Here is an 18012-nt window from a genome sequence, read left to right as displayed (position 1 = left end):
AGGATTCGAGCCAGATGACGGTACTCGACTCGATTCTCGACGGGGTCCGCGCGGATGTGGCCGCTCGGGAAGCCCTTCTCGACTTCCAGGCGGTCAAGGCGGCCGCCGCGGCGGCGCCCGCGCCGCTGGACGCCCGCGCGGCGCTGCTCGAGGACGGCATCGGCGTGATCGCCGAGGTCAAGCGGGCAAGTCCGTCCAAGGGCGAGCTGGCCGACATCCCGGACCCGGCGAGCCTGGCCAAGTCCTACGAGGACGGCGGCGCGCGGATCATCAGCGTGCTCACCGAGGGCCGCCGCTTCAACGGGTCGCTCGACGACCTGGACGCGGTCCGCGCCACGGTGAGCATCCCGATCCTGCGCAAGGACTTCGTCGTGGGCCCGTACCAGATCCACGAGGCGCGCGCACACGGCGCGGACGTCATCCTGCTGATCGTCGCGGCGCTGGAGCAGGACGTGCTGTCCTCCCTGATCGACCGCACCGAGTCGCTGGGCATGACCGCGCTGGTCGAGGTGCACACCGAGGAGGAAGCCGACCGCGCACTGGAGGCGGGCGCGTCGGTGATCGGCGTGAACGCCCGCAACCTCAAGACGCTCGAGGTCGACCGCGACGTGTTCGCGCGGATCGCGCCCGGACTGCCCACCGAGGTCATCCGGATCGCCGAATCCGGCATCCGCGGCACCGCCGACCTGCTGGCCTACGCGGGCGCGGGCGCGGACGCCGTTCTCGTCGGCGAGGGCCTTGTGACCAGCGGCGACCCTCGCGCCGCGGTCTCGGAACTGGTGACCGCGGGCACCCACCCGTCCTGCCCCAAGCCGGCACGGCGGGGCCGGTGACCGGCGTGGCGGTACCTCAAGCCAGCGACGGCATCGCCCAGCGCAGCGGACACGAGCCCGACGTGGGCGGGCACTTCGGCGTCTACGGCGGCAGGCACGTCCCCGAGGCGCTGATGGCCGTCATCGAGGAGGTGACCGCCGAATACGAGAAGTCCCGGATCGATGAGTCCTTCCTCAACGAGCTCGACCGGCTGCAGCGCGACTACACCGGGCGCCCCTCGCCGGTGTTCGAGTGCACGCGCCTGGCCGAGCACGCGGGCGGCGCGCGCATCCTGCTCAAGCGCGAAGACCTGAACCATACGGGCTCGCACAAGATCAACAATGTGCTCGGTCAGGCGCTGCTCGCCAAGCGGATGGGCAAGGCCAGGGTGATCGCGGAGACCGGCGCCGGCCAGCACGGCGTCGCCACGGCGACCGCCTGCGCGCTGCTCGGCCTGGACTGCGTCGTCTACATGGGCGCGGTCGACACCGCCCGCCAGGCGCTGAATGTGGCGCGCATGCGCCTGCTCGGCGCCGAGGTGATCTCGGTGACCTCCGGCTCGCAGACCCTCAAGGACGCCATCAACGAGGCCCTGCGCGACTGGGTGACCAACGCCGACGACACCTACTACTGCTTCGGCACCGCCGCGGGCCCGCACCCGTTCCCGATGCTGGTGCGCGATTTCCAGCGCATCATCGGCATGGAGGCCCGCGCCCAGGTGCAGGCCGCCACCGGCGGACTGCCCGACGCGGTCGTCGCCTGCGTCGGCGGCGGATCCAACGCCATCGGCATCTTCCACGCGTTCCTCGACGACGCCGACGTCCGGCTGATCGGCTACGAAGCGGCCGGTGACGGCGTCGACACCGGCCGGCACGCGGCCACCTTCACCGGCGGCACGCCGGGGGCGTTCCAGGGCGCCTACTCGTACCTGCTGCAAGACGAGGACGGGCAGACCATCGAGTCGCATTCGATCTCGGCGGGCCTGGACTACCCGGGTGTCGGCCCGGAGCACGCCTACCTCAAAGACATCGGCCGTGCCGAGTACCGGCCGATCACCGACGGCGAGGCGATGGACGCGCTGCTGCTGCTCAGCCGCACCGAGGGCATCATTCCCGCGATCGAGTCGGCGCACGCGGTGGCGGGCGCGCTGCAACTGGGCAAGGAACTCGGCCCGGGCGCGATCATCCTGGTGAACCTCTCGGGCCGCGGTGACAAGGACATGGACACGGCAGCGCGGTGGTTCGGGCTGTTCGACGAGCCGAAGGAGGAGGGCCGGTGAGCCAGCAGTCCCGCTTGGCGAACACCTTCGCCGCCTGCCGCGCCGAGGGTCGCGCGGCGCTGATCGGCTACCTGCCCGCGGGCTACCCCGATCTGGCCGGGTCGATCGAGGTCGTGCGCGCCATGGTCGAAGCCGGATGCGACATCATCGAAGTCGGCGTCGCCTACTCCGATCCCGTGATGGACGGACCGACCATCCAGGCCGCCGCCGAGCAGGCGCTGCGTGGCGGCGTGCGGGTGCGCGACGTGTTCACGGTGGTCGAGGCGATCTCCGGCGCGGGCGGCAAGGCCGTCGTGATGAGCTACTGGAATCCCGTGCTCAAGTACGGCGTGGATCGCTTCGCGCGTGATCTGGCCGCCGCGGGCGGCGCGGGCATCATCACCCCGAACCTGATTCCGGAGGAGGCCGACGACTGGTTCGTCGCCTCGTCCACGCACAACCTGGACCGCATCTTCCTGGTCGCGCCGTCGTCCACCGAGGAGCGTCTGGTGAAAACGCTCGAGGCCAGTCGCGGCTTCGTCTACGCGGCCTCGACCATGGGCGTCACCGGTGCGCGTGACGTGGTGTCCTCGGCCGCGCCCGCGCTGTGCGCGCGGGTCCGGGCTCACTCCGACATTCCGATCGGCGTCGGTCTCGGCGTTCGCTCGGGTGCGCAGGCCGCCGAAATCGCGTCCTACGCCGATGGCGTCATCGTGGGCTCGGCTTTGGTGAGCGCGGCGGGAGACGGCCTCGACGCCGTCCGTGCACTAACGGCGGAACTCGCCGAAGGCGTGCGCTCGGCCACCGTGGCGTCCTAGAGAGGCGGATCGGCCGGGCGGTGTACTGCCGGGTGAATGCCGCGGTACTACCGGAACGCGCCTCGGCCATCCGCATGGTGGGCTGCCCTCGTCGGCTCGTCGGCTCGTCGGCTCGTCGGCTCGTCGGCTCGTCGGCTCGTCGGCTCGTCGGTTCGTCGGTTCGTCGGCTCGTCGGCTCGCCGCTCGCGTCCGGGTCGCCGTCATGATCCGGGATCAGCGATCGCGCTCGCCGCGACGAGGGGCAACGGGTGGGCGGGCGCGTCCTGGCGTCGCGATGGCGCGCCCTGCCACGACGAGGGCGGTGCGGTGGTGGCGTGGCGGCCGAGCTTCTCCGCTACGGTGACCCCGTGACGTTACGAGTCCTCGCAGACAGTGTCCTGGCCGACGGCGGCGTCAGCGGCGCCGTGCTGGCCTACATCCCCAGCCCCGCGCGGGGCGTGTGGCAGTTGGGGCCGTTCCCCCTGCGGGCGTACGCCCTGTGCATCATCCTCGGCATCGTCGTCGCGATCTGGTGGGGCGAACGGCGCTGGCGCGCACGCGGCGGACAGCCCGGCGCGATCCTGGACGTCGCGATGTTCGCTGTGCCCTTCGGCCTGGTCGGCGGCAGGCTCTACCACGTGGCCACCGATTGGCAGAAGTACTTCGGCGCGGACGGGAATCCGGTCGACGCGCTGAAGATCTACCAAGGCGGGCTCGGCATCTGGGGCGCGGTGCTGCTGGGTGGCATCGGCGCGTGGATCGGCTGCCGGGTGTACCGAATCCCATTGCCCGCCTTGGGCGACGCGGTCGCCCCGCCGATCCTGCTGGCCCAGGCCATCGGCAGGCTCGGCAACTACTTCAACCAGGAACTGTACGGACGCGAGACCGACCTGCCGTGGGGCCTGGAGATCTACCGGCGGGTGGGTGACGACGGCAGGCTCGACATGATGAACGGCGCCTCCACCGGCGTGGTCGACAAGATCGTGCATCCCACCTTCCTGTACGAACTGCTGTGGAATGTGCTCGTCGTCCTGTTGCTGGTGTACGTGGACAAGCGTTTCCGGATCGGCCACGGCCGACTGTTCGCGCTGTATGTGGCCGGCTACTGCTTCGGACGCTTCTTCGTCGAGTTGATGCGCGCCGACGAGGCGACGAAGATCGCGGGCATCCGGATCAACTCGTTCACCTCGGCCGTCGTGTTCGTGGGTGCGATCGCCTACTTCGTGTTCGCGACGAAGGGTCGCGAGACGCCCGAGCAGCTCCAACCCGGCGCGAGCCCGCGGCCGTGGCCGTGGCAGATCCGCGCCCTGCGCGCGGCCGGTGCGGCGCCCGGGAAGGTCTCGCACACCGGCGAACCCGCGACCGATGCCGATGCCGTCGCGTCCGAGAGCGCCGTGACCGATGCCGAGTCCGGTGCGAAGCAGGCCGCCGAGTCCGCTCAGACCGCCTCGGAGAACACGGATTCGGGAAAGACGGCCTCCGACAAGAGCTGATTTCGGCACGGGCCGGTGCGCCGACGCAGGCGGTTCCCGACCTGATCCGTTGCCGTCGGCTGTGAGTTTCCTTCTGCGGCAACGTTGGGGCGACCGGCCGCGATAACTGTGCGCGGGCCGAATGCCACTGGGGCGACAACCCGGTCGATCCCGGCGACAATGGCTTCTGATCGTCGCGAGCGGCAGTTCGGCCATCCCCGCGGAGCCGGGGAGCCGACATGAGGGTGCCCGCACTACTGAGGAGGATCTGAGTGACCGACCCTTACCAGCAGAATCCGGGCGCCGGTGGACCGCAGTACGGCCCGCCCGGCACCGGTCCTGATCTCACCAAGCCGCTGGACGCGCAGAGCCAGGCACCGTACAGCCCGCCGTCGGATCCCTACGGGCAGCCGCAGTACGGCCAGCCCGTCGATCCGTACGGTCAGCAGCCGGGCGGCTACCCGCCCGCCTCGTATCCGGTCGGGCCGCAGGGCTACAACCCCAACGACCCGGAGGCACCCTGGGGGCGTGACCCTTTCGGTGTACCGCTGTCGGACAAGCAGAAACTGGTCGCGGGGCTCCTGCAGATCTTCCTGGGCAGCTTCGGCGTCGGCCGCTTCTACCTCGGATACACCGGCCTGGGCATAGCCCAGCTGGTGGTCAGCATCCTCACCTGCTTCACCGTCGGCTGGATCTGGGGCATCATCGACGGAGTGCTGATGCTCACCGGCAAGGTGCCCGACAGCGACGGTCGCCCGCTGCGCGACTGACCCGCGTCGCTCTCGGCAGAACCGGGAGGCGGGAGCGGGCGCCCGCCTCCCGGTCGTCGCAGCGCTGCGCGCAACCCTTCCGCGCACCATGATCGCGATACTGTCGCTGACGACGGTCCGGGCGTAGCATGACCGGATTCGCCTGCCGTGTGTGGAGCTCCACGCACCGAGGAGAGGGATCCCGTGCGTCGTAAGCTGTTCGCCGCCGTCATGCTCGCCATCGTCGCCGCCTCCGGATTGAGCGCGTGCGGCGGCAGCGACCCCAACGTGCTGAAGGTCGGCACCGAGGGCACCTACGCCCCGTTCAGCTTCCAGGGCTCCGACGGCAAGCTCACCGGCTACGACGTCGAGGTGATCCAGGCGGTCGGCGACAAACTCGGCAAGAAGGTCGAATTCGTGCAGACGCCGTGGGACGCCATCTTCGCCGGTCTGGAGTCCAAGCGCTTCGATCTGGTGGCGAACCAGGTGACCGTCAACGACGAGCGCACGACGAAATACGCGCTGTCGGCGCCCTACACCACCTCGGCCGGCGTGATCGTCACCCGTGCCGACAACAACGCCGTCACCGGGCTGGCCGACCTCACCGGGAAGACCTGCGCGCAGTCGGCCACCAGCAACTGGAGCAAGGTCGCCACCGACGCGGGCGCGAAGGTCGAGGCCGTGGAAGGCTTCGTGCAGGCGATCCAGCTACTGAAGAACGGCCGCGTGGACGCCACCGTCAACGACAGCCTCGCGGTCGCAGAATTCACCAAGAAGACCGGTGACACGAGTGTGAAGATCGCCGGCCGGACCGGATCGGTGAGCAAGCAGGCGTTCGCGGCGCGCAAGGGCGATGCGCTGATCACCGACGTGGACAACGCGCTGAACCAGCTGCGCGCCGACGGCACGCTGGCGAAGATCTCCGAGAAGTATTTCGGGACCGACGTCAGCCAGTAGCCGACATCATTCATGGACGCCGCCACCCGGGAACTCATCTGGCACAACCTGTGGCCGATGCTGCAGGCCACCCTCACCAAGACCCTGCCGCTCACCGCAATCAGCTTCGCCATCGGCCTGGTGCTCGCGCTGTTCGTCGCACTGGCCAGGATGTCGCCGATGTGGCCGCTGTCGGCGGCGGCCCGCTGCTACATCTCGATCATTCGCGGCACACCGCTGCTGGTGCAGTTGTTCATCGTGTTCTACGCGCTGCCGCAGTTCGGCCTGGTGATCGATCCGTTTCCCGCCGCGGTGATCGCGTTCAGCCTCAACGTCGGCGGTTACGCGGCCGAAGTGGTACGGGCCGCCATTCTGAGCGTCGCCACGGGGCAATGGGAGGCGGCGCAGGCGCTCGGCATGTCCTACCCTCTGCTGCTGCGGATGATCATCCTGCCGCAGGCCGCGCGGATCGCCGTGCCGCCGCTGTCGAATACGCTGATCTCTCTGGTGAAGGACACCTCGCTGGCCTCGACCATCCTGGTGACCGAATTGCTGCGCGTGGCCCAGCTCGCCGCCGCGCCGACGTTCGATTTCTTCGCGCTCTACGGGGTCGCGGCGTTGTATTACTGGGTGATCTGCCTCATCCTCGGGTTCGGGCAGACCCGGCTGGAAACGAGGTTGGCCCGTCATGTCGCCCGATGAGTATCCGTTTGTACCTGCCGCACAGCCGTCGTTCATATTTTTCACCAAGGTTTCACCGTGGCCACGGCGGGACCTGCCCACCGAGCGGGACTAGGCTCTACTCGTGATGCGACGGACGAAGATTGTGTGCACGCTCGGCCCGGCCACTGCCACCGAGGACCGTATCCGCGAACTCGTCGAGAGCGGCATGGACGTGGCTCGGCTGAACTTCAGCCACGGCGAGCACAGCGACCATGCCGAGAACTACAAGAAGGTGCGTCAGGCCTGCGACCACCTCGGCCGGGCGGTGGGCATCCTCGCCGACCTGCAGGGTCCCAAGATCCGCCTGGGCCGCTTCCTGGAAGGCAAAACCGTCTGGGCGACGGGCGAAGAGGTCCGCATCACCGTCGAGGATGTCGACGGGACCCACGACCGCGTGTCCACCACTTACAAGGAACTGGCGCAGGACGCCAAGCCCGGCGACCGCCTGCTGGTCGATGACGGCAAGGTGGGCCTCATCGTCACCGGCGTCGACGGCAACGACGTGGTCTGCCGGGTCACCGAGGGCGGCCCGGTGTCCAACAACAAGGGCGTGTCGCTGCCCGGCATGGACGTGTCGGTGCCCGCGCTCTCGGAGAAGGACATCGAAGACCTGGAGTTCGCGTTGAAGCTCGGCGTGGACTTCATCGCGCTGTCGTTCGTGCGGTCCCCGTCCGACGTCGAACTGGTGCACGACGTGATGGACCGGGTGGGCCGCCGGGTGCCGGTGATCGGCAAGCTGGAGAAGCCGGAGGCGATCGACAATCTGGAGGCCGTGGTCCTGGCTTTCGACGCGGTGATGGTCGCGCGCGGCGACCTCGGTGTGGAACTGCCGCTCGAGCAGGTGCCGATCGTGCAGAAGCGCGCCATCCAGATGGCTCGGGAGAACGCCAAGCCGGTCATCGTCGCCACGCAGATGCTGGAATCGATGATCGAGAACTCCCGCCCTACCCGCGCCGAGGCCTCGGACGTGGCGAACGCGGTGCTCGACGGCGCCGACGCGGTCATGCTGTCGGGTGAGACCTCGGTGGGGAAGTATCCGATCGAGACGGTGCGCACGATGGCCCGCATCGTGCACGCCGTGGAAACCGAATCGACCCGGGTGCCACCGCTGACCCACGTGCCGCGGACCAAGCGCGGCGTGATCTCCTACGCCGCCCGCGACATCGGCGAGCGGCTCAACGCCAAGGCGCTGGTCGCGTTCACCCAGTCGGGCGACACGGTGCGCCGCCTGGCCCGGCTGCACACTCCGCTGCCGTTGCTGGCGTTCACGCCGCTGCCGGAGGTGCGCAGCCAGCTCGCGCTGACCTGGGGCACCGAGACCTTCATCGTGCCGACGGTCGACAGCACCGACGCCATGATCCACCAGGTGGATGTAGCACTTCTGTCGATGGACCGATACCAGAAGGGTGACCTGGTGGTCATCGTCGCCGGGTCGCCGCCCGGTACCGTCGGGTCCACCAACCTGATCCACGTTCACCGAATCGGTGAGGAGGACCATTAGTGAGTGCTTCCCTGAGCAGCCCCGTCGATAGCGCGGATCCGCACGCGCCGCGCTCCGACCTGGATGTGCTGCTGGGTCTGCTCGATCTCGAGCAGATGGACGAAGACGTGTTCGTCGGCCAGCACCCGGAAAAGGTGTGGAGCCGGACCTTCGGCGGTCAGCTCGTCTCGCAGGCCATCATCGCGGCGGGCCGGACGGTCGGTGACCGTCCGGTGCACGCCGTGAACGCGCATTTCGTGCGCGGCGGCGATGTGAAGAAGCCGATCGAGTACCGGGTGGACCGGCATCGCGACGGTCGCGCGTTCGCCAACCGCACCGTGACCGCCAGCCAGGACGGCCAGGAGCTGTTCGTGATGCTCGCCGCGTTCCAGGATTGGGGCACGGGGCTCGAGCACGCGCACGCCCAGCCGGAGGTGCCGGATCCGGAGACGCTGCCGCGGGTCGAGGAGAGCTTCGAAGGCTTGGAGGACAAGCTGGAGATGTTCGTCAAGGCGCCGCATCCGATCGACATGCGTTACACCAACGATCCGGCTTGGATTCTCAAGGGCACGGGGGAGCGGCTCAACCACAACCGCGTGTGGATGCGCGCGGACGGCAGGTTGCCCGATGATCCGCTGGTCCATGTGGCGACGCTGGGCTATTCGTCCGACACCACGGTGCTGGACTCGATCATCACCACGCACGGGCTGTCGTGGGGTCTGGACCGCATCGTCGCGGCCACGGTCAACCATTCGATCTGGTTCCACCGTCCGTTCCGTTTCGACGAGTGGGCGCTGTACTGCACCGAGTCGCCGGTGGCCGCGGGCTCTCGGGGCCTGGCGACCGGCCGCTTCTACTCCCGCAGCGGCGATCTGCTGGCCACCACGGTGCAAGAGGGACTCATCCGCCACTTCCCGCCGCGGCGCTAGGACTACAGCAGCTCGCGGTCGCGATCGATGTCCAGGTCGACGTCGGTGCGTTGCGATGCGCGGATCGAGACCGGGATCCCGCCTTCCGGCTCGGTTCGCGCCAGCCCCGAGACGGCATGCAGCAATTGGTGTTCCAGTGCGGCCGTGTCGGCGTCGGTCAGCTGGTCCGGCGCGCCGACCAAACTGAGCGCGATTTCGTAGGTGCCGCGGCGGCCGGTGATACCGTCCGGCGGATCCGTGGGGCAGCTGCTCGCGAGCGCAGCGTGGGCCGGGTCGTCGGAGTCGACCGGCAAAGTGAAGCGCCAGGCGAATACGTCACGGTCGGCGAGGTGATCGTCCACCACCTCGCGCACGGTATCGACGACGCGTTCGAGCATTTCCGGTGTCACATAAACATGGAGCGAAACATCCGAAATGCGTTTCGGCATGTCTTCTTCCTGTCCTGTGTCGACGCAGCAACGGCGGATTATGGTGTCCGGCGGGAGTTTAGTGCGTCGGGGGCGGAAATGGACACAGCCGCGTGGTAACAGGTTGATACGCGGGGTATCCGGGCGCGTCCGGTGCGGTCGCCGCTCCGGCGGTCAGCGGGTGCGCTGGGCGGCGAGGAAGGTCGCCAGCGGTGCAGGCGCGCCGCCGGGGCGGATCACCAGCCCCCGGCGCTCGTCGTGCGGCCAGCGCGGCTGCTCGTGCGGGGCGAGCGCCAGCAGCAGCGGCACGAGCGTCTCGGCGATACGGTCGCCGACTTCGCAGAACGCTTGGGCGGACAGCCCGACCGGGTCGGCGATGTTCTCCCGCCCGACCAGCGAGAGGTCGTTACGCGCCCGGTGCAATTCGGCGACCGTGCGCGCGCCGGTGACGTGCGCGATGCGGCCGGCCTCCAGCAGCGTGAAGGTGCGCGCGCCCGCACCGAAGGCCAGATCGATCGCTTGTTCGCGAATCTGCTCGGTCATCGTGAGAACCAGGTCGGCCTTGTCGATCATCTCCGGCTTCAGGCGACGGGCCCGGAAGTTGCTCGCGTCCGCGCCGAGCCCGGTGATGGTCTGCGCGGCGAGCGGCTCGACCGGAAAACCCACCAAGGCACGGGTTCCCGCGCTTTCGGCGGTGAGATAGGGGAAATCGTGTTCGACCGCGAGGGCGCGAGTGAGCCGCTCGGCGATCACCGATCGGCAAACATTGCCGTTGCAGACGAACAGGACGTGCATACAGAACACGATAAACGGCACGGAAGCTACCAGAAGGGCCGAAGTCGTTAGTCCCACATGTGGGAACAACATATTCATCTGCTCGTAGCACGCCGTACACGAAGTGCGCCGCTTTCGGCTCCTGGCCTGCGACGTACGTCACTCGGAAAGAGTGGTGCGATGCGATTCTCCTGATGGCTGTACCCCGGAGCTCACACGCTCAAACGCTGCTTTGTGATTGCTTTGTGATATGACAGCGTGGGTAGACTACTCGGATTCGCCGCTGTAGTACGTGGATTCGCGCACGACTGCTCGACTCGGGGGCCGGGCGTGGACCCGTCCGTGGGTGGAGAACCGGTCACCGCGTGAGGCGACGGCGGGCGCGAATCGCGCGAGCCCCCGTGTCCGGGTCCGTGTCAACGATCCTGCGATCGAATCGGTTCGATGAAGGCAGGTTGCCGCACCCTCACCGTCGCGTGATCGACCGCCCGCCGCCGTGAACCCCCGCCACCGGGCTGACGGAGCCCGTGCTCTGAAGAAAACTATGAACGGAAACCGCCATCGACCGTAACGCCGGGGCAAACCCCGTACCGGTGAAGCGAAGCCCTGCGCGCCCGGCCGTAGACCGTAGTTCGCGCGGCCGAAAGCGCCGTACAAGCCTCGCCGTGCTCGACGCCGAAGACGGGGCGAACCCCGAGACGGAGCGTCAGGAACTCGAACCATCCCACCCAACGCGATCCCGCACTTTGGGGGTCGGAGGAAGCCCAGCCGAGCGGGGCTGGGGGTTGCGCCCCAGAGAAATGACGAGCGCCCCCTGCAAGCGCTCTCCGCGAGCAGGGGACACCCGAAAGCGAGTGCCGAGTGTGGGACTCGAACCCACACGTCCTTTCGGACAACGGTTTTTGAGACCGTCGCGTCTGCCAGTTCCGCCAACTCGGCGCACCGGGTGGCAACTATAGCGGGTCGGGTGGCGTGGACGCGAATGGGTTGTCCTCTACGGCGCGAGGAGACGGTTTGCGCAGGGTATATGCGTTCTATGCCGAAGTGAAAGGTACTCTTTACATCACTCGACAGCCCGATGGATGGCCGATGGTCGCCCGGTGCGAGCGCGGCTTTCTTTCGGTTGGGTCGGGACAGGGCATCGGAACCAGAGGGGTCTACCTATGAGCACAGCAGCTGGGGGCGCCGGCACCAAGCGGGACGCCGGGGCGAAGCGGGTCGTCGTCGCCGAAGACGAAGCGCTCATCCGCATGGACCTGGTCGAGATGCTGACCGAAGAGGGCTATCAGGTGGTCGGTGAGGCGGGTGACGGCCAGCAGGCGGTGGATCTCGCGGTCGAGCACCGGCCGGATCTGGTCATCATGGACGTGAAGATGCCGCGCCGCGACGGCATCGACGCCGCGGCGGAGATCGCGTCGAAACGTGTTGCCCCGGTGGTCATCCTGACCGCGTTCAGCCAGCGTGATCTGGTGGAGCGGGCGCGTGACGCGGGTGCGATGGCCTACCTGGTGAAGCCGTTCACGAAATCGGATCTGGTGCCGGCCATCGAATTGGCGGCCAGCCGCTTCCACGAGATCACCGCGCTGGAGAGCGAGGTCGCCAATCTCGCCGAGCGGTTGGAGACGCGCAAGCTGGTCGAGCGTGCCAAGGGTGTTCTGATGCAGACGCAGGGCCTTTCGGAGCCACAGGCGTTCAAGTGGATTCAGCGCACCGCAATGGACCGCCGCACGACGATGAAGGCGGTCGCGGAGGTCGTGTTGGAGAACCTGACACCGAAGTGATCGCGCCCGCGTAGCGAAAATTTTACGCAGTCGAAACGTCGTGGTGAAGAAGAATTCGAAACGATGTCGCGCGCATGATCCGAATGTGATGCGGAACTAACGTACCGACGCTATGTTCTGACCGGGCTGATGTGTTCGGCCTCCTCGGCGACCCCGGGGGAGCACAGAACTTAGATGAGGTGAAACGTGCTTAGTTCGACATGGCGCAGTCGCTCGACGCGAGCTGTTCTGGCCGTCGGCGCCGCCGCCGCGCTGGTGCTGACCGGTTGTAGCGACAAATCCACCAGCAGCGGTTCGGATTCCTCGGGCACCAACGGCGCGGGTGGCCTGTCCATCCAGCCGGTTCTTCAGGTCGACCAGCAGGGCAAGGAAGTGCCGAAGGCCGACGCGGCCACGGCGGCCGATCCCGCGGGCGACGGCAAGGCGACCTGCGCACCGGGCACGGCCATCGCGATGGCGGGTGCGCTGACCGGCCCCGACGCCGCGCTCGGCATCAACATCGTCAACGGCGTCAAGCTCGCCCTGGACAAGCACAACAAGGCCAACCCGGGCTGCAAGATCGAGTTGAAGCAGTTCGACACCGAGGGTGACCCGCAGAAGGCCACCCAGGTGATTCCGCAGATCGTCAACGACCGCTCGATCATCGGCCTGGTCGGCCCCGCCTTCTCCGGTGAGACGAAGGCGACCGGCAAGATCCTCAGCGACGCCGGCCTCGTCTCGGTCACCTCGTCGGCGACCAACGCGACGCTGACCCAGAACGGCTGGACCACCTTCTTCCGCGGTCTCGCCAACGACGACGTACAGGGTCCCTCGGTGGCGAAGTACTTGGTCAACGGCGCGGGCTACAAGAAGGTCTGCGTCATCCAGGACAACACCGACTACGGCACCGGCCTGGCGAAGTCGATCACCGAGGGCCTCGGCGCCGCCGCCGATCCGGCGTGCGCCGCCAGCATCAAGAAGGGCGACAAGGACTTCTCCGCGACGGTCACCAAGGTGGCGGCCGCGAATCCCGACGCCATCTTCTACTCCGGCTACTACTCCGAGGGCGCACCGCTGGCCCAGCAGTTGAAGTCCGGCGGAGTGAAGGCGGTCTTCGTCTCCGCCGACGGCACCAACGACCCGCAGTTCGTCGCCCAGGCGGGCAGCGCCGCCAAGGGTGCGAAACTGTCGTGCCCGTGTGGTCCCGCCCCGGAGAAGTTCGCCGAGGACTACAAGGCGCTCAACGGCCAAGCGCCCGGCGTCTACTCCGTCGAGGCGTACGACCTGACCACGATCCTGGCCAAGGGCATCGACAGCGGTAAGGTCACCCGCCCGGACCTGCTCGACTATGTACGGACGTACGACGGTGCCGGCCTCGCGCGTCAGTACAAGTGGAACCCGAACGGCGAACTGTCGAACGCGCTGATCTGGGTGTACGAGGTCAAGTAGTCCCGGATCCCGGGCGAACGGCACGTACGGGGGTTCATCCGAATCCCCGTACGTGCCGTTGTTCGGTGGGCGAAAGGATGAGGGGCAGAAATAAATGAAACAAACGTTATCGGCCGGTGGGATACAACTCGCTGCCGGTTCGATCGACTTCAACTACGAGGGATTGATCGATAGTTTCTGGCGACTGACCGTCGACGGCGTGACCTACGGCGCCATCTATGCGTTGGTCGCTGTGGGCTACACCTTGGTCTACGGCGTATTGCGCCTGATCAATTTCGCCCATTCGGAAATCTTCATGCTCGGGTTGTTCGGGCAATTGGTCGGATTGATGATCTTCGGATTCGTCGCGAGTCCGGACGTTTACACCCAGGGTGTGGTGCTCACCGTCGTATATCTGGGTTTGGCGATGATCGTGGGCATGCTGGTATCCGGTGGCGCCGCCGTCGGATTGGAGCGGGTGGCCTACCGGCCCTTGCGCAAACGGGGCGCGAAACCGCTGGCCTTCCTGATCACGGCGATCGGCATGTCGTTCGTGCTGCAGGAGCTGGTGCACTTCGTTCTGCCGAAGATCCGCCCCGATCTCGGTGGTACCAACGCCCAGCAGCCGATCCGGCTGGTCGAGCCCACCGTGCAGTTCGGTTTCGGCGGCGCGGACGTCACCAACATCATGCTGCTCATCGTCTCGGCGGCGGTGGTGCTGGCGATCGCCACCGAGGTGCTGATCAACCGGACGAAGTTCGGCCGTGGCATCCGGGCCGTCGCCCAGGATCCGGACACCGCGACGCTGATGGGCGTGTCGCGCGAGCGGGTCATCATGCTGACCTTCCTCATCGGCGGCGTGCTCGCGGGCGCGGCGGCGATGCTGTTCACGTTGAAGATCCCGAACGGGATCATCTACTCCGGCGGGTTCGTCCTCGGCATCAAGGCGTTCAGCGCCGCGGTGCTCGGCGGTATCGGCAACCTTCGCGGTGCGCTGCTCGGCGGCCTGCTGCTCGGCGTGGTGGAGCAGTACGGCCAGATCCTGTTCGGCACCGAGTGGCGTGACGTGGTCGCGTTCGTGGTGCTGGTTCTGGTGCTGATGGTTCGCCCGACCGGCATTCTCGGCGAAAGTCTCGGAAGGGCGCGCGCATGACCGACACGATCAAGACGGCCTCCGCGCCGGACACCGCGCGCCGCGGCGTCGGCGATGCGATCCGCACCTGGTGGGACGGCCTGAGCAGGCCTGCGCAGTGGGGCGTCGGCGTCCCGATCCTCCTTCTGCTCGCGCTGCTGCCGCTGTTCCCGCCGCCACTGCTGAACACCCCCTCCTACAACTTCGGCCTGGTGATGGCCCAGGTCGCGATGTACGCGCTGCTGGCCATCGGCCTCAACGTGGTGGTCGGGCAGGCGGGCCTGCTCGACTTGGGCTACGTCGGTTTCTACGCGGTCGGCGCCTACACCGTCGGCCTGCTCACCAGCCCCAACAGCCCGTGGAACCAGACCGACGGCGGCTGGCTCGATCCGAAGTGGGCGTGGCTGGCGTGCCTGCCGATCGCGGTCGCGGTGACCGCGGTGTCCGGCCTGATCCTCGGTTCGCCGACGCTGCGGCTGCGCGGCGACTACCTGGCGATCGTCACCCTCGGCTTCGGTGAGATCGTCCGGTTGCTCGCCGAGAACCTCACGGAGATCACCAACGGCAGCCTCGGTCTGTCGGGTGTGGCCTACCCGCATGTGGGCGAATCCGCGAGCAAACCGGAGGGCGTGTTCTCCGGCGGAAACAGCGGCGACCCCGACAGCGCCAACCTGCTCGACCGCGCCAGCTACGGCACCTACTGGTACTGGTTCGGCATGGCGCTGGTGGTCGTGGTGCTGCTGGTGGTCGGCAACCTGGAGCGCAGCCGGGTCGGTCGCGCCTGGGTGGCCATCCGCGAGGACGAGGACGCGGCCGAGATCATGGGCGTGCCGACGTTCAAGTTCAAGCTGTGGGCATTCATGATCGGCGCCGCGGTGGGCGGCATGTCGGGCGCGATCTACGCCGGGCAGGTGCAGTTCATCAATCCCACCGGCTTCAACATCATCAACTCGATGTTGTTCCTGTGCGCGGTGGTCATCGGCGGGCAGGGCAACAAGCTCGGGGTGATCTTCGGCGCGTTCGTCATCGCCTATCTGCCCGCGCGGTTGCAGTCGGTGAACCTGGTCAGCAACGAGTCCACCGGGTACGTCCTGCTGGCGATCGATGTCGCGGCGTTCGTCGCGCTGATCGTCGCCTGGCGGCTGTGGGCCGGCCGGCTCGGCGTGTGGCCACGGCGCGGTGTGATCACCGGCATGGTGGTGACCGGTGTGCTGGCGCTGCTGCTGCTGGGCAGCGTGCTGCTGTTCCGCAAGGGTGGCGCGCAGTCGCTGGGCGACCTCAAATATCTGTACTTCGGTATCGCGTTGGTGGTGATGATGATTCTGCGTCCGCAGGGTCTGTTCCCGGTGCGGCAGAAGCTGCTCACCTATGGCAGGCAGGTGTATCAGGCCGTGCGCAGACCGGCCCCGGCCGAACCGATCGGAGCGGGACGATGACCGGGCCGGGCGCGGGTGACGCGCTGTTCGACAACGAGGATTTGGCCGCGGGTTACGCGGCCGAACCGCAGCCCGAGTCCGCGGGCACGGTCGACCTCACCCGGGTGATCCCGGACCTCGCCGATGCCGAGACCGTCGCGGAAGTCGTCGCCCCGCATCGCGAGATCGAGACCGCGGTGGGTGAGCCGCTGTTGCGCACCGAGGGCCTCACGGTGAAGTTCGGCGGTCTCACCGCCCTGGACCAGGTGAGCTTCGAGATCCGCCGCGGCGAGATCCTCGGTCTCATCGGGCCCAACGGCGCGGGCAAGACCACCTGCTTCAACGCGATCACCGGTGTCTACCAGCCCACCTCCGGGCTGGTGCACTTCGACGGCAAGCCGCTGACCAAGACCAAACGCAACGCGATCACCCGCCTCGGCATCGCGCGCACATTCCAGAACGTGCGGCTCTTCGGCGAGATGACCGCATTGGAGAACGTCGTGGTCGGCACCGACGCACGGCACCGCACGTCGGTGCCCGGCGCGGTGTTCCGGACGCCGCGGCACAGGCGCGAGGAACGCGACGCCATCGAGCGTGGCATGGCGCTGCTGGAGTTCGTCGGCATCGCCCCGCGCGCGGTGGAGAAGGCGCGCAATCTGTCCTACGGCGACCAGCGTCGACTGGAGATCGCCCGCGCGCTGGCCACCGAGCCGAAGCTGCTGTGCTTGGACGAGCCTGCGGCCGGGTTCAATCCGAGTGAGAAGTCCGCGCTCATGGACCTGATCCGCAAGATCCGCGACGACGGGTTCACCGTGCTGCTGATCGAGCACGACATGCGCCTGGTCATGGGTGTGACCGACCGGATCGTGGTGCTCGAGTTCGGCCGCAAGATCGCCGACGGGCTGCCCGCGGACATCAGGGACAACCCCGCTGTGATCGCCGCGTATCTCGGGGTGCCGGATACCGAGGTGAGCGAATCCGGCGGCCCCGCGACCGGAGACGATGCGAGGGCGACGGGTCCGGAACCGGGAGCGGCGCCGCTCGGCAAGACGGCGGTCACCGAGCCGGTGCCGGAGGCGACGCGCGAGCCCGCCGCCGGTAGGGGAGTCCCGCTGCTCGAGGTCGAGGACATGGTCGTGAACTACGGCAGAATCCAGGCGCTGCACGGCATTTCGCTGACCGTTGCCGAGGGCGAGCTGGTCACTCTGCTCGGCGCCAACGGCGCGGGCAAGACGACTTCGATGCGCGCGATGTCCGGACTGCTGCCGCTGACCCGGGGTCGGATCACGTTCGAGGGCCGCGACATCACCCGCATGAAGGCGCACGAGCGGGTGACACACGGGCTGATCCAGGCGCCGGAGGGCCGGGGTGTGTTCCCCGGTATGACGGTGCAGGAGAACTTGGACATGGGTTGCTACGGAAGAGGTTTCAAGCAGAAGGCCGAGTACGACCGGACGCTGGAGTGGGTGTTCGAGCTCTTCCCCCGGTTGCTCGAGCGGCGCAAGCAGGTGGGCGGCACGCTCTCCGGCGGCGAGCAGCAGATGCTCGCCATCGCCCGCGCGCTGATGGCGCGTCCGCGGCTGCTGCTGCTCGACGAGCCGTCGATGGGACTGGCGCCCATGGTGATCCAGCAGATCTTCCGAATCATCGGCGAGATCAACCAGCAGGGCACCACGGTGCTGCTGGTGGAGCAGAACGCCCAGCAGGCGCTGGCCCGCAGCGACCGCGCCTACATCATGGAAACCGGTGAGGTCACCAAAACCGGCCGTGGCGCGGAGCTGCTCACCGATCCCGCGGTGAAATCGGCCTATCTGGGCGTGGGTTAGGCGGCCGCCGCGCCTTCGCCGGGCCGAGCGCGGGTGCGGGACTCCCGCTACCGCCGACGCCCCGGCGGGCGCGCCGACTCCGGTGCCGTTCGGCCCGGCTCGAGGCATGATCG

Annotated in this window: 16 protein-coding genes, 1 tRNA gene and 1 pseudogene; 15 read left to right on the top strand and 3 right to left on the bottom strand. The window is 67.8% G+C overall.

Annotated elements, in window-relative coordinates:
* Positions 1-14: 14 nt before the first annotated feature.
* The 9 genes from trpC to ACFU5M_RS07160 all read left to right on the top strand — a co-directional run bounded on the left by trpC (position 15) and on the right by ACFU5M_RS07160 (position 9157).
* Complete coding sequence (trpC, locus tag ACFU5M_RS07200) at positions 15-833, top strand: indole-3-glycerol phosphate synthase TrpC (RefSeq protein ID WP_379045163.1); 819 nt, start codon at positions 15-17, stop codon at positions 831-833.
* Complete coding sequence (gene trpB, locus ACFU5M_RS07195) at positions 830-2092, top strand: tryptophan synthase subunit beta (RefSeq protein WP_379045160.1); 1263 nt, start codon at positions 830-832, stop codon at positions 2090-2092. The genes trpC and trpB overlap by 4 nt, the downstream gene beginning before the upstream one ends.
* Entirely contained in the window at positions 2089-2889 is an 801-nt protein-coding gene (gene trpA / locus ACFU5M_RS07190; protein WP_379045157.1) for a tryptophan synthase subunit alpha, read from the top strand. The genes trpB and trpA overlap by 4 nt, the downstream gene beginning before the upstream one ends.
* 347 nt (positions 2890-3236) lie before the next feature.
* The gene (lgt, locus tag ACFU5M_RS07185) at positions 3237-4361 is read left to right on the top strand and encodes a prolipoprotein diacylglyceryl transferase (protein WP_379045154.1); all 1125 of its coding nucleotides are present in this window, start codon (positions 3237-3239) and stop codon (positions 4359-4361) included.
* A gap of 251 nt (positions 4362-4612) precedes the next feature.
* The gene (locus tag ACFU5M_RS07180; RefSeq protein ID WP_379045151.1) at positions 4613-5110 is read left to right on the top strand and encodes a TM2 domain-containing protein; all 498 of its coding nucleotides are present in this window, start codon (positions 4613-4615) and stop codon (positions 5108-5110) included.
* A 210-nt stretch (positions 5111-5320) separates the two neighbouring features.
* Positions 5321-6046 (top strand): amino acid ABC transporter substrate-binding protein, encoded by a 726-nt coding sequence (locus ACFU5M_RS07175; protein WP_379045397.1) that lies wholly within the window; start codon positions 5321-5323, stop codon positions 6044-6046.
* A gap of 12 nt (positions 6047-6058) precedes the next feature.
* Complete coding sequence (locus ACFU5M_RS07170) at positions 6059-6727, top strand: amino acid ABC transporter permease (protein WP_379045148.1); 669 nt, start codon at positions 6059-6061, stop codon at positions 6725-6727.
* A gap of 103 nt (positions 6728-6830) precedes the next feature.
* A complete protein-coding gene (gene pyk / locus ACFU5M_RS07165; RefSeq protein WP_379045145.1) occupies positions 6831-8249 on the top strand; it encodes a pyruvate kinase in 1419 nt (472 codons plus the stop codon).
* Positions 8250-8344: 95 nt separating this feature from the next.
* Positions 8345-9157 (top strand): acyl-CoA thioesterase, encoded by an 813-nt coding sequence (locus ACFU5M_RS07160; protein WP_379045394.1) that lies wholly within the window; start codon positions 8345-8347, stop codon positions 9155-9157.
* A 2-nt stretch (positions 9158-9159) separates the two neighbouring features.
* Here the strand turns inward: ACFU5M_RS07160 and ACFU5M_RS07155 are convergent, their stop codons facing one another.
* The 3 genes from ACFU5M_RS07155 to ACFU5M_RS07145 form a co-directional block, all read right to left on the bottom strand.
* Positions 9160-9585 (bottom strand): hypothetical protein, encoded by a 426-nt coding sequence (locus ACFU5M_RS07155; RefSeq protein ID WP_379045142.1) that lies wholly within the window; start codon positions 9583-9585, stop codon positions 9160-9162.
* A 153-nt stretch (positions 9586-9738) separates the two neighbouring features.
* Positions 9739-10359 (bottom strand): low molecular weight phosphatase family protein, encoded by a 621-nt coding sequence (locus ACFU5M_RS07150; protein ID WP_379045139.1) that lies wholly within the window; start codon positions 10357-10359, stop codon positions 9739-9741.
* 834 nt (positions 10360-11193) lie between these two features.
* Positions 11194-11277 (bottom strand) — tRNA-Leu (locus tag ACFU5M_RS07145).
* Between the two features lie 224 nt (positions 11278-11501).
* Here ACFU5M_RS07145 and ACFU5M_RS07140 point away from each other — a divergent pair.
* From ACFU5M_RS07140 to ACFU5M_RS07115, 6 genes and pseudogenes are all read left to right on the top strand, one after another.
* A complete protein-coding gene (locus ACFU5M_RS07140) occupies positions 11502-12119 on the top strand; it encodes an ANTAR domain-containing response regulator (protein ID WP_062970851.1) in 618 nt (205 codons plus the stop codon).
* Between the two features lie 186 nt (positions 12120-12305).
* On the top strand, positions 12306-13547 hold the full coding sequence (locus ACFU5M_RS07135; RefSeq protein ID WP_379045135.1) for a branched-chain amino acid ABC transporter substrate-binding protein: 1242 nt from the start codon (positions 12306-12308) through the stop codon (positions 13545-13547).
* Positions 13548-13641: 94 nt separating this feature from the next.
* A complete protein-coding gene (locus ACFU5M_RS07130) occupies positions 13642-14679 on the top strand; it encodes a branched-chain amino acid ABC transporter permease (protein WP_379045132.1) in 1038 nt (345 codons plus the stop codon).
* Positions 14676-16094 (top strand): branched-chain amino acid ABC transporter permease, encoded by a 1419-nt coding sequence (locus ACFU5M_RS07125; RefSeq protein WP_379045129.1) that lies wholly within the window; start codon positions 14676-14678, stop codon positions 16092-16094. Before ACFU5M_RS07130 ends, ACFU5M_RS07125 begins: the two co-directional genes overlap by 4 nt.
* Positions 16091-17047 (top strand): annotated as a pseudogene (locus ACFU5M_RS07120) (ABC transporter ATP-binding protein); the annotation flags it as partial. The gene ACFU5M_RS07125 and the pseudogene ACFU5M_RS07120, both read left to right, overlap by 4 nt.
* Positions 17048-17203: 156 nt before the next feature.
* Positions 17204-17899 (top strand): ABC transporter ATP-binding protein, encoded by a 696-nt coding sequence (locus ACFU5M_RS07115; protein ID WP_379045391.1) that lies wholly within the window; start codon positions 17204-17206, stop codon positions 17897-17899.
* The last annotated feature ends 113 nt before the right edge of the window (positions 17900-18012 follow it).

The organism is Nocardia sp. NPDC057455, assembly GCF_042802775.1.
Lineage (GTDB): Bacteria > Actinomycetota > Actinomycetes > Mycobacteriales > Mycobacteriaceae > Nocardia.
This window is presented reverse-complemented; position numbering and strand designations above follow the sequence as displayed.

Excerpts from the sequence above, each read along its gene's own strand:
- trpC (WP_379045163.1), top strand. The coding sequence starts at position 15 with ATGACGGTACTCGACTCGATTCTCGACGGGGTCCGCGCGGATGTGGCC.
- ACFU5M_RS07175 (WP_379045397.1), top strand. The coding sequence starts at position 5,321 with ATGCTCGCCATCGTCGCCGCCTCCGGATTGAGCGCGTGCGGCGGCAGC.
- ACFU5M_RS07170 (WP_379045148.1), top strand. The coding sequence starts at position 6,059 with ATGGACGCCGCCACCCGGGAACTCATCTGGCACAACCTGTGGCCGATG.
- ACFU5M_RS07160 (WP_379045394.1), top strand. The coding sequence starts at position 8,345 with ATGGACGAAGACGTGTTCGTCGGCCAGCACCCGGAAAAGGTGTGGAGC.
- ACFU5M_RS07155 (WP_379045142.1), bottom strand. The coding sequence starts at position 9,585 with ATGCCGAAACGCATTTCGGATGTTTCGCTCCATGTTTATGTGACACCG.
- ACFU5M_RS07150 (WP_379045139.1), bottom strand. The coding sequence starts at position 10,359 with ATGCACGTCCTGTTCGTCTGCAACGGCAATGTTTGCCGATCGGTGATC.
- ACFU5M_RS07140 (WP_062970851.1), top strand. The coding sequence starts at position 11,502 with ATGAGCACAGCAGCTGGGGGCGCCGGCACCAAGCGGGACGCCGGGGCG.
- ACFU5M_RS07130 (WP_379045132.1), top strand. The coding sequence starts at position 13,642 with ATGAAACAAACGTTATCGGCCGGTGGGATACAACTCGCTGCCGGTTCG.
- ACFU5M_RS07125 (WP_379045129.1), top strand. The coding sequence starts at position 14,676 with ATGACCGACACGATCAAGACGGCCTCCGCGCCGGACACCGCGCGCCGC.
- ACFU5M_RS07115 (WP_379045391.1), top strand. The coding sequence starts at position 17,204 with ATGGTCGTGAACTACGGCAGAATCCAGGCGCTGCACGGCATTTCGCTG.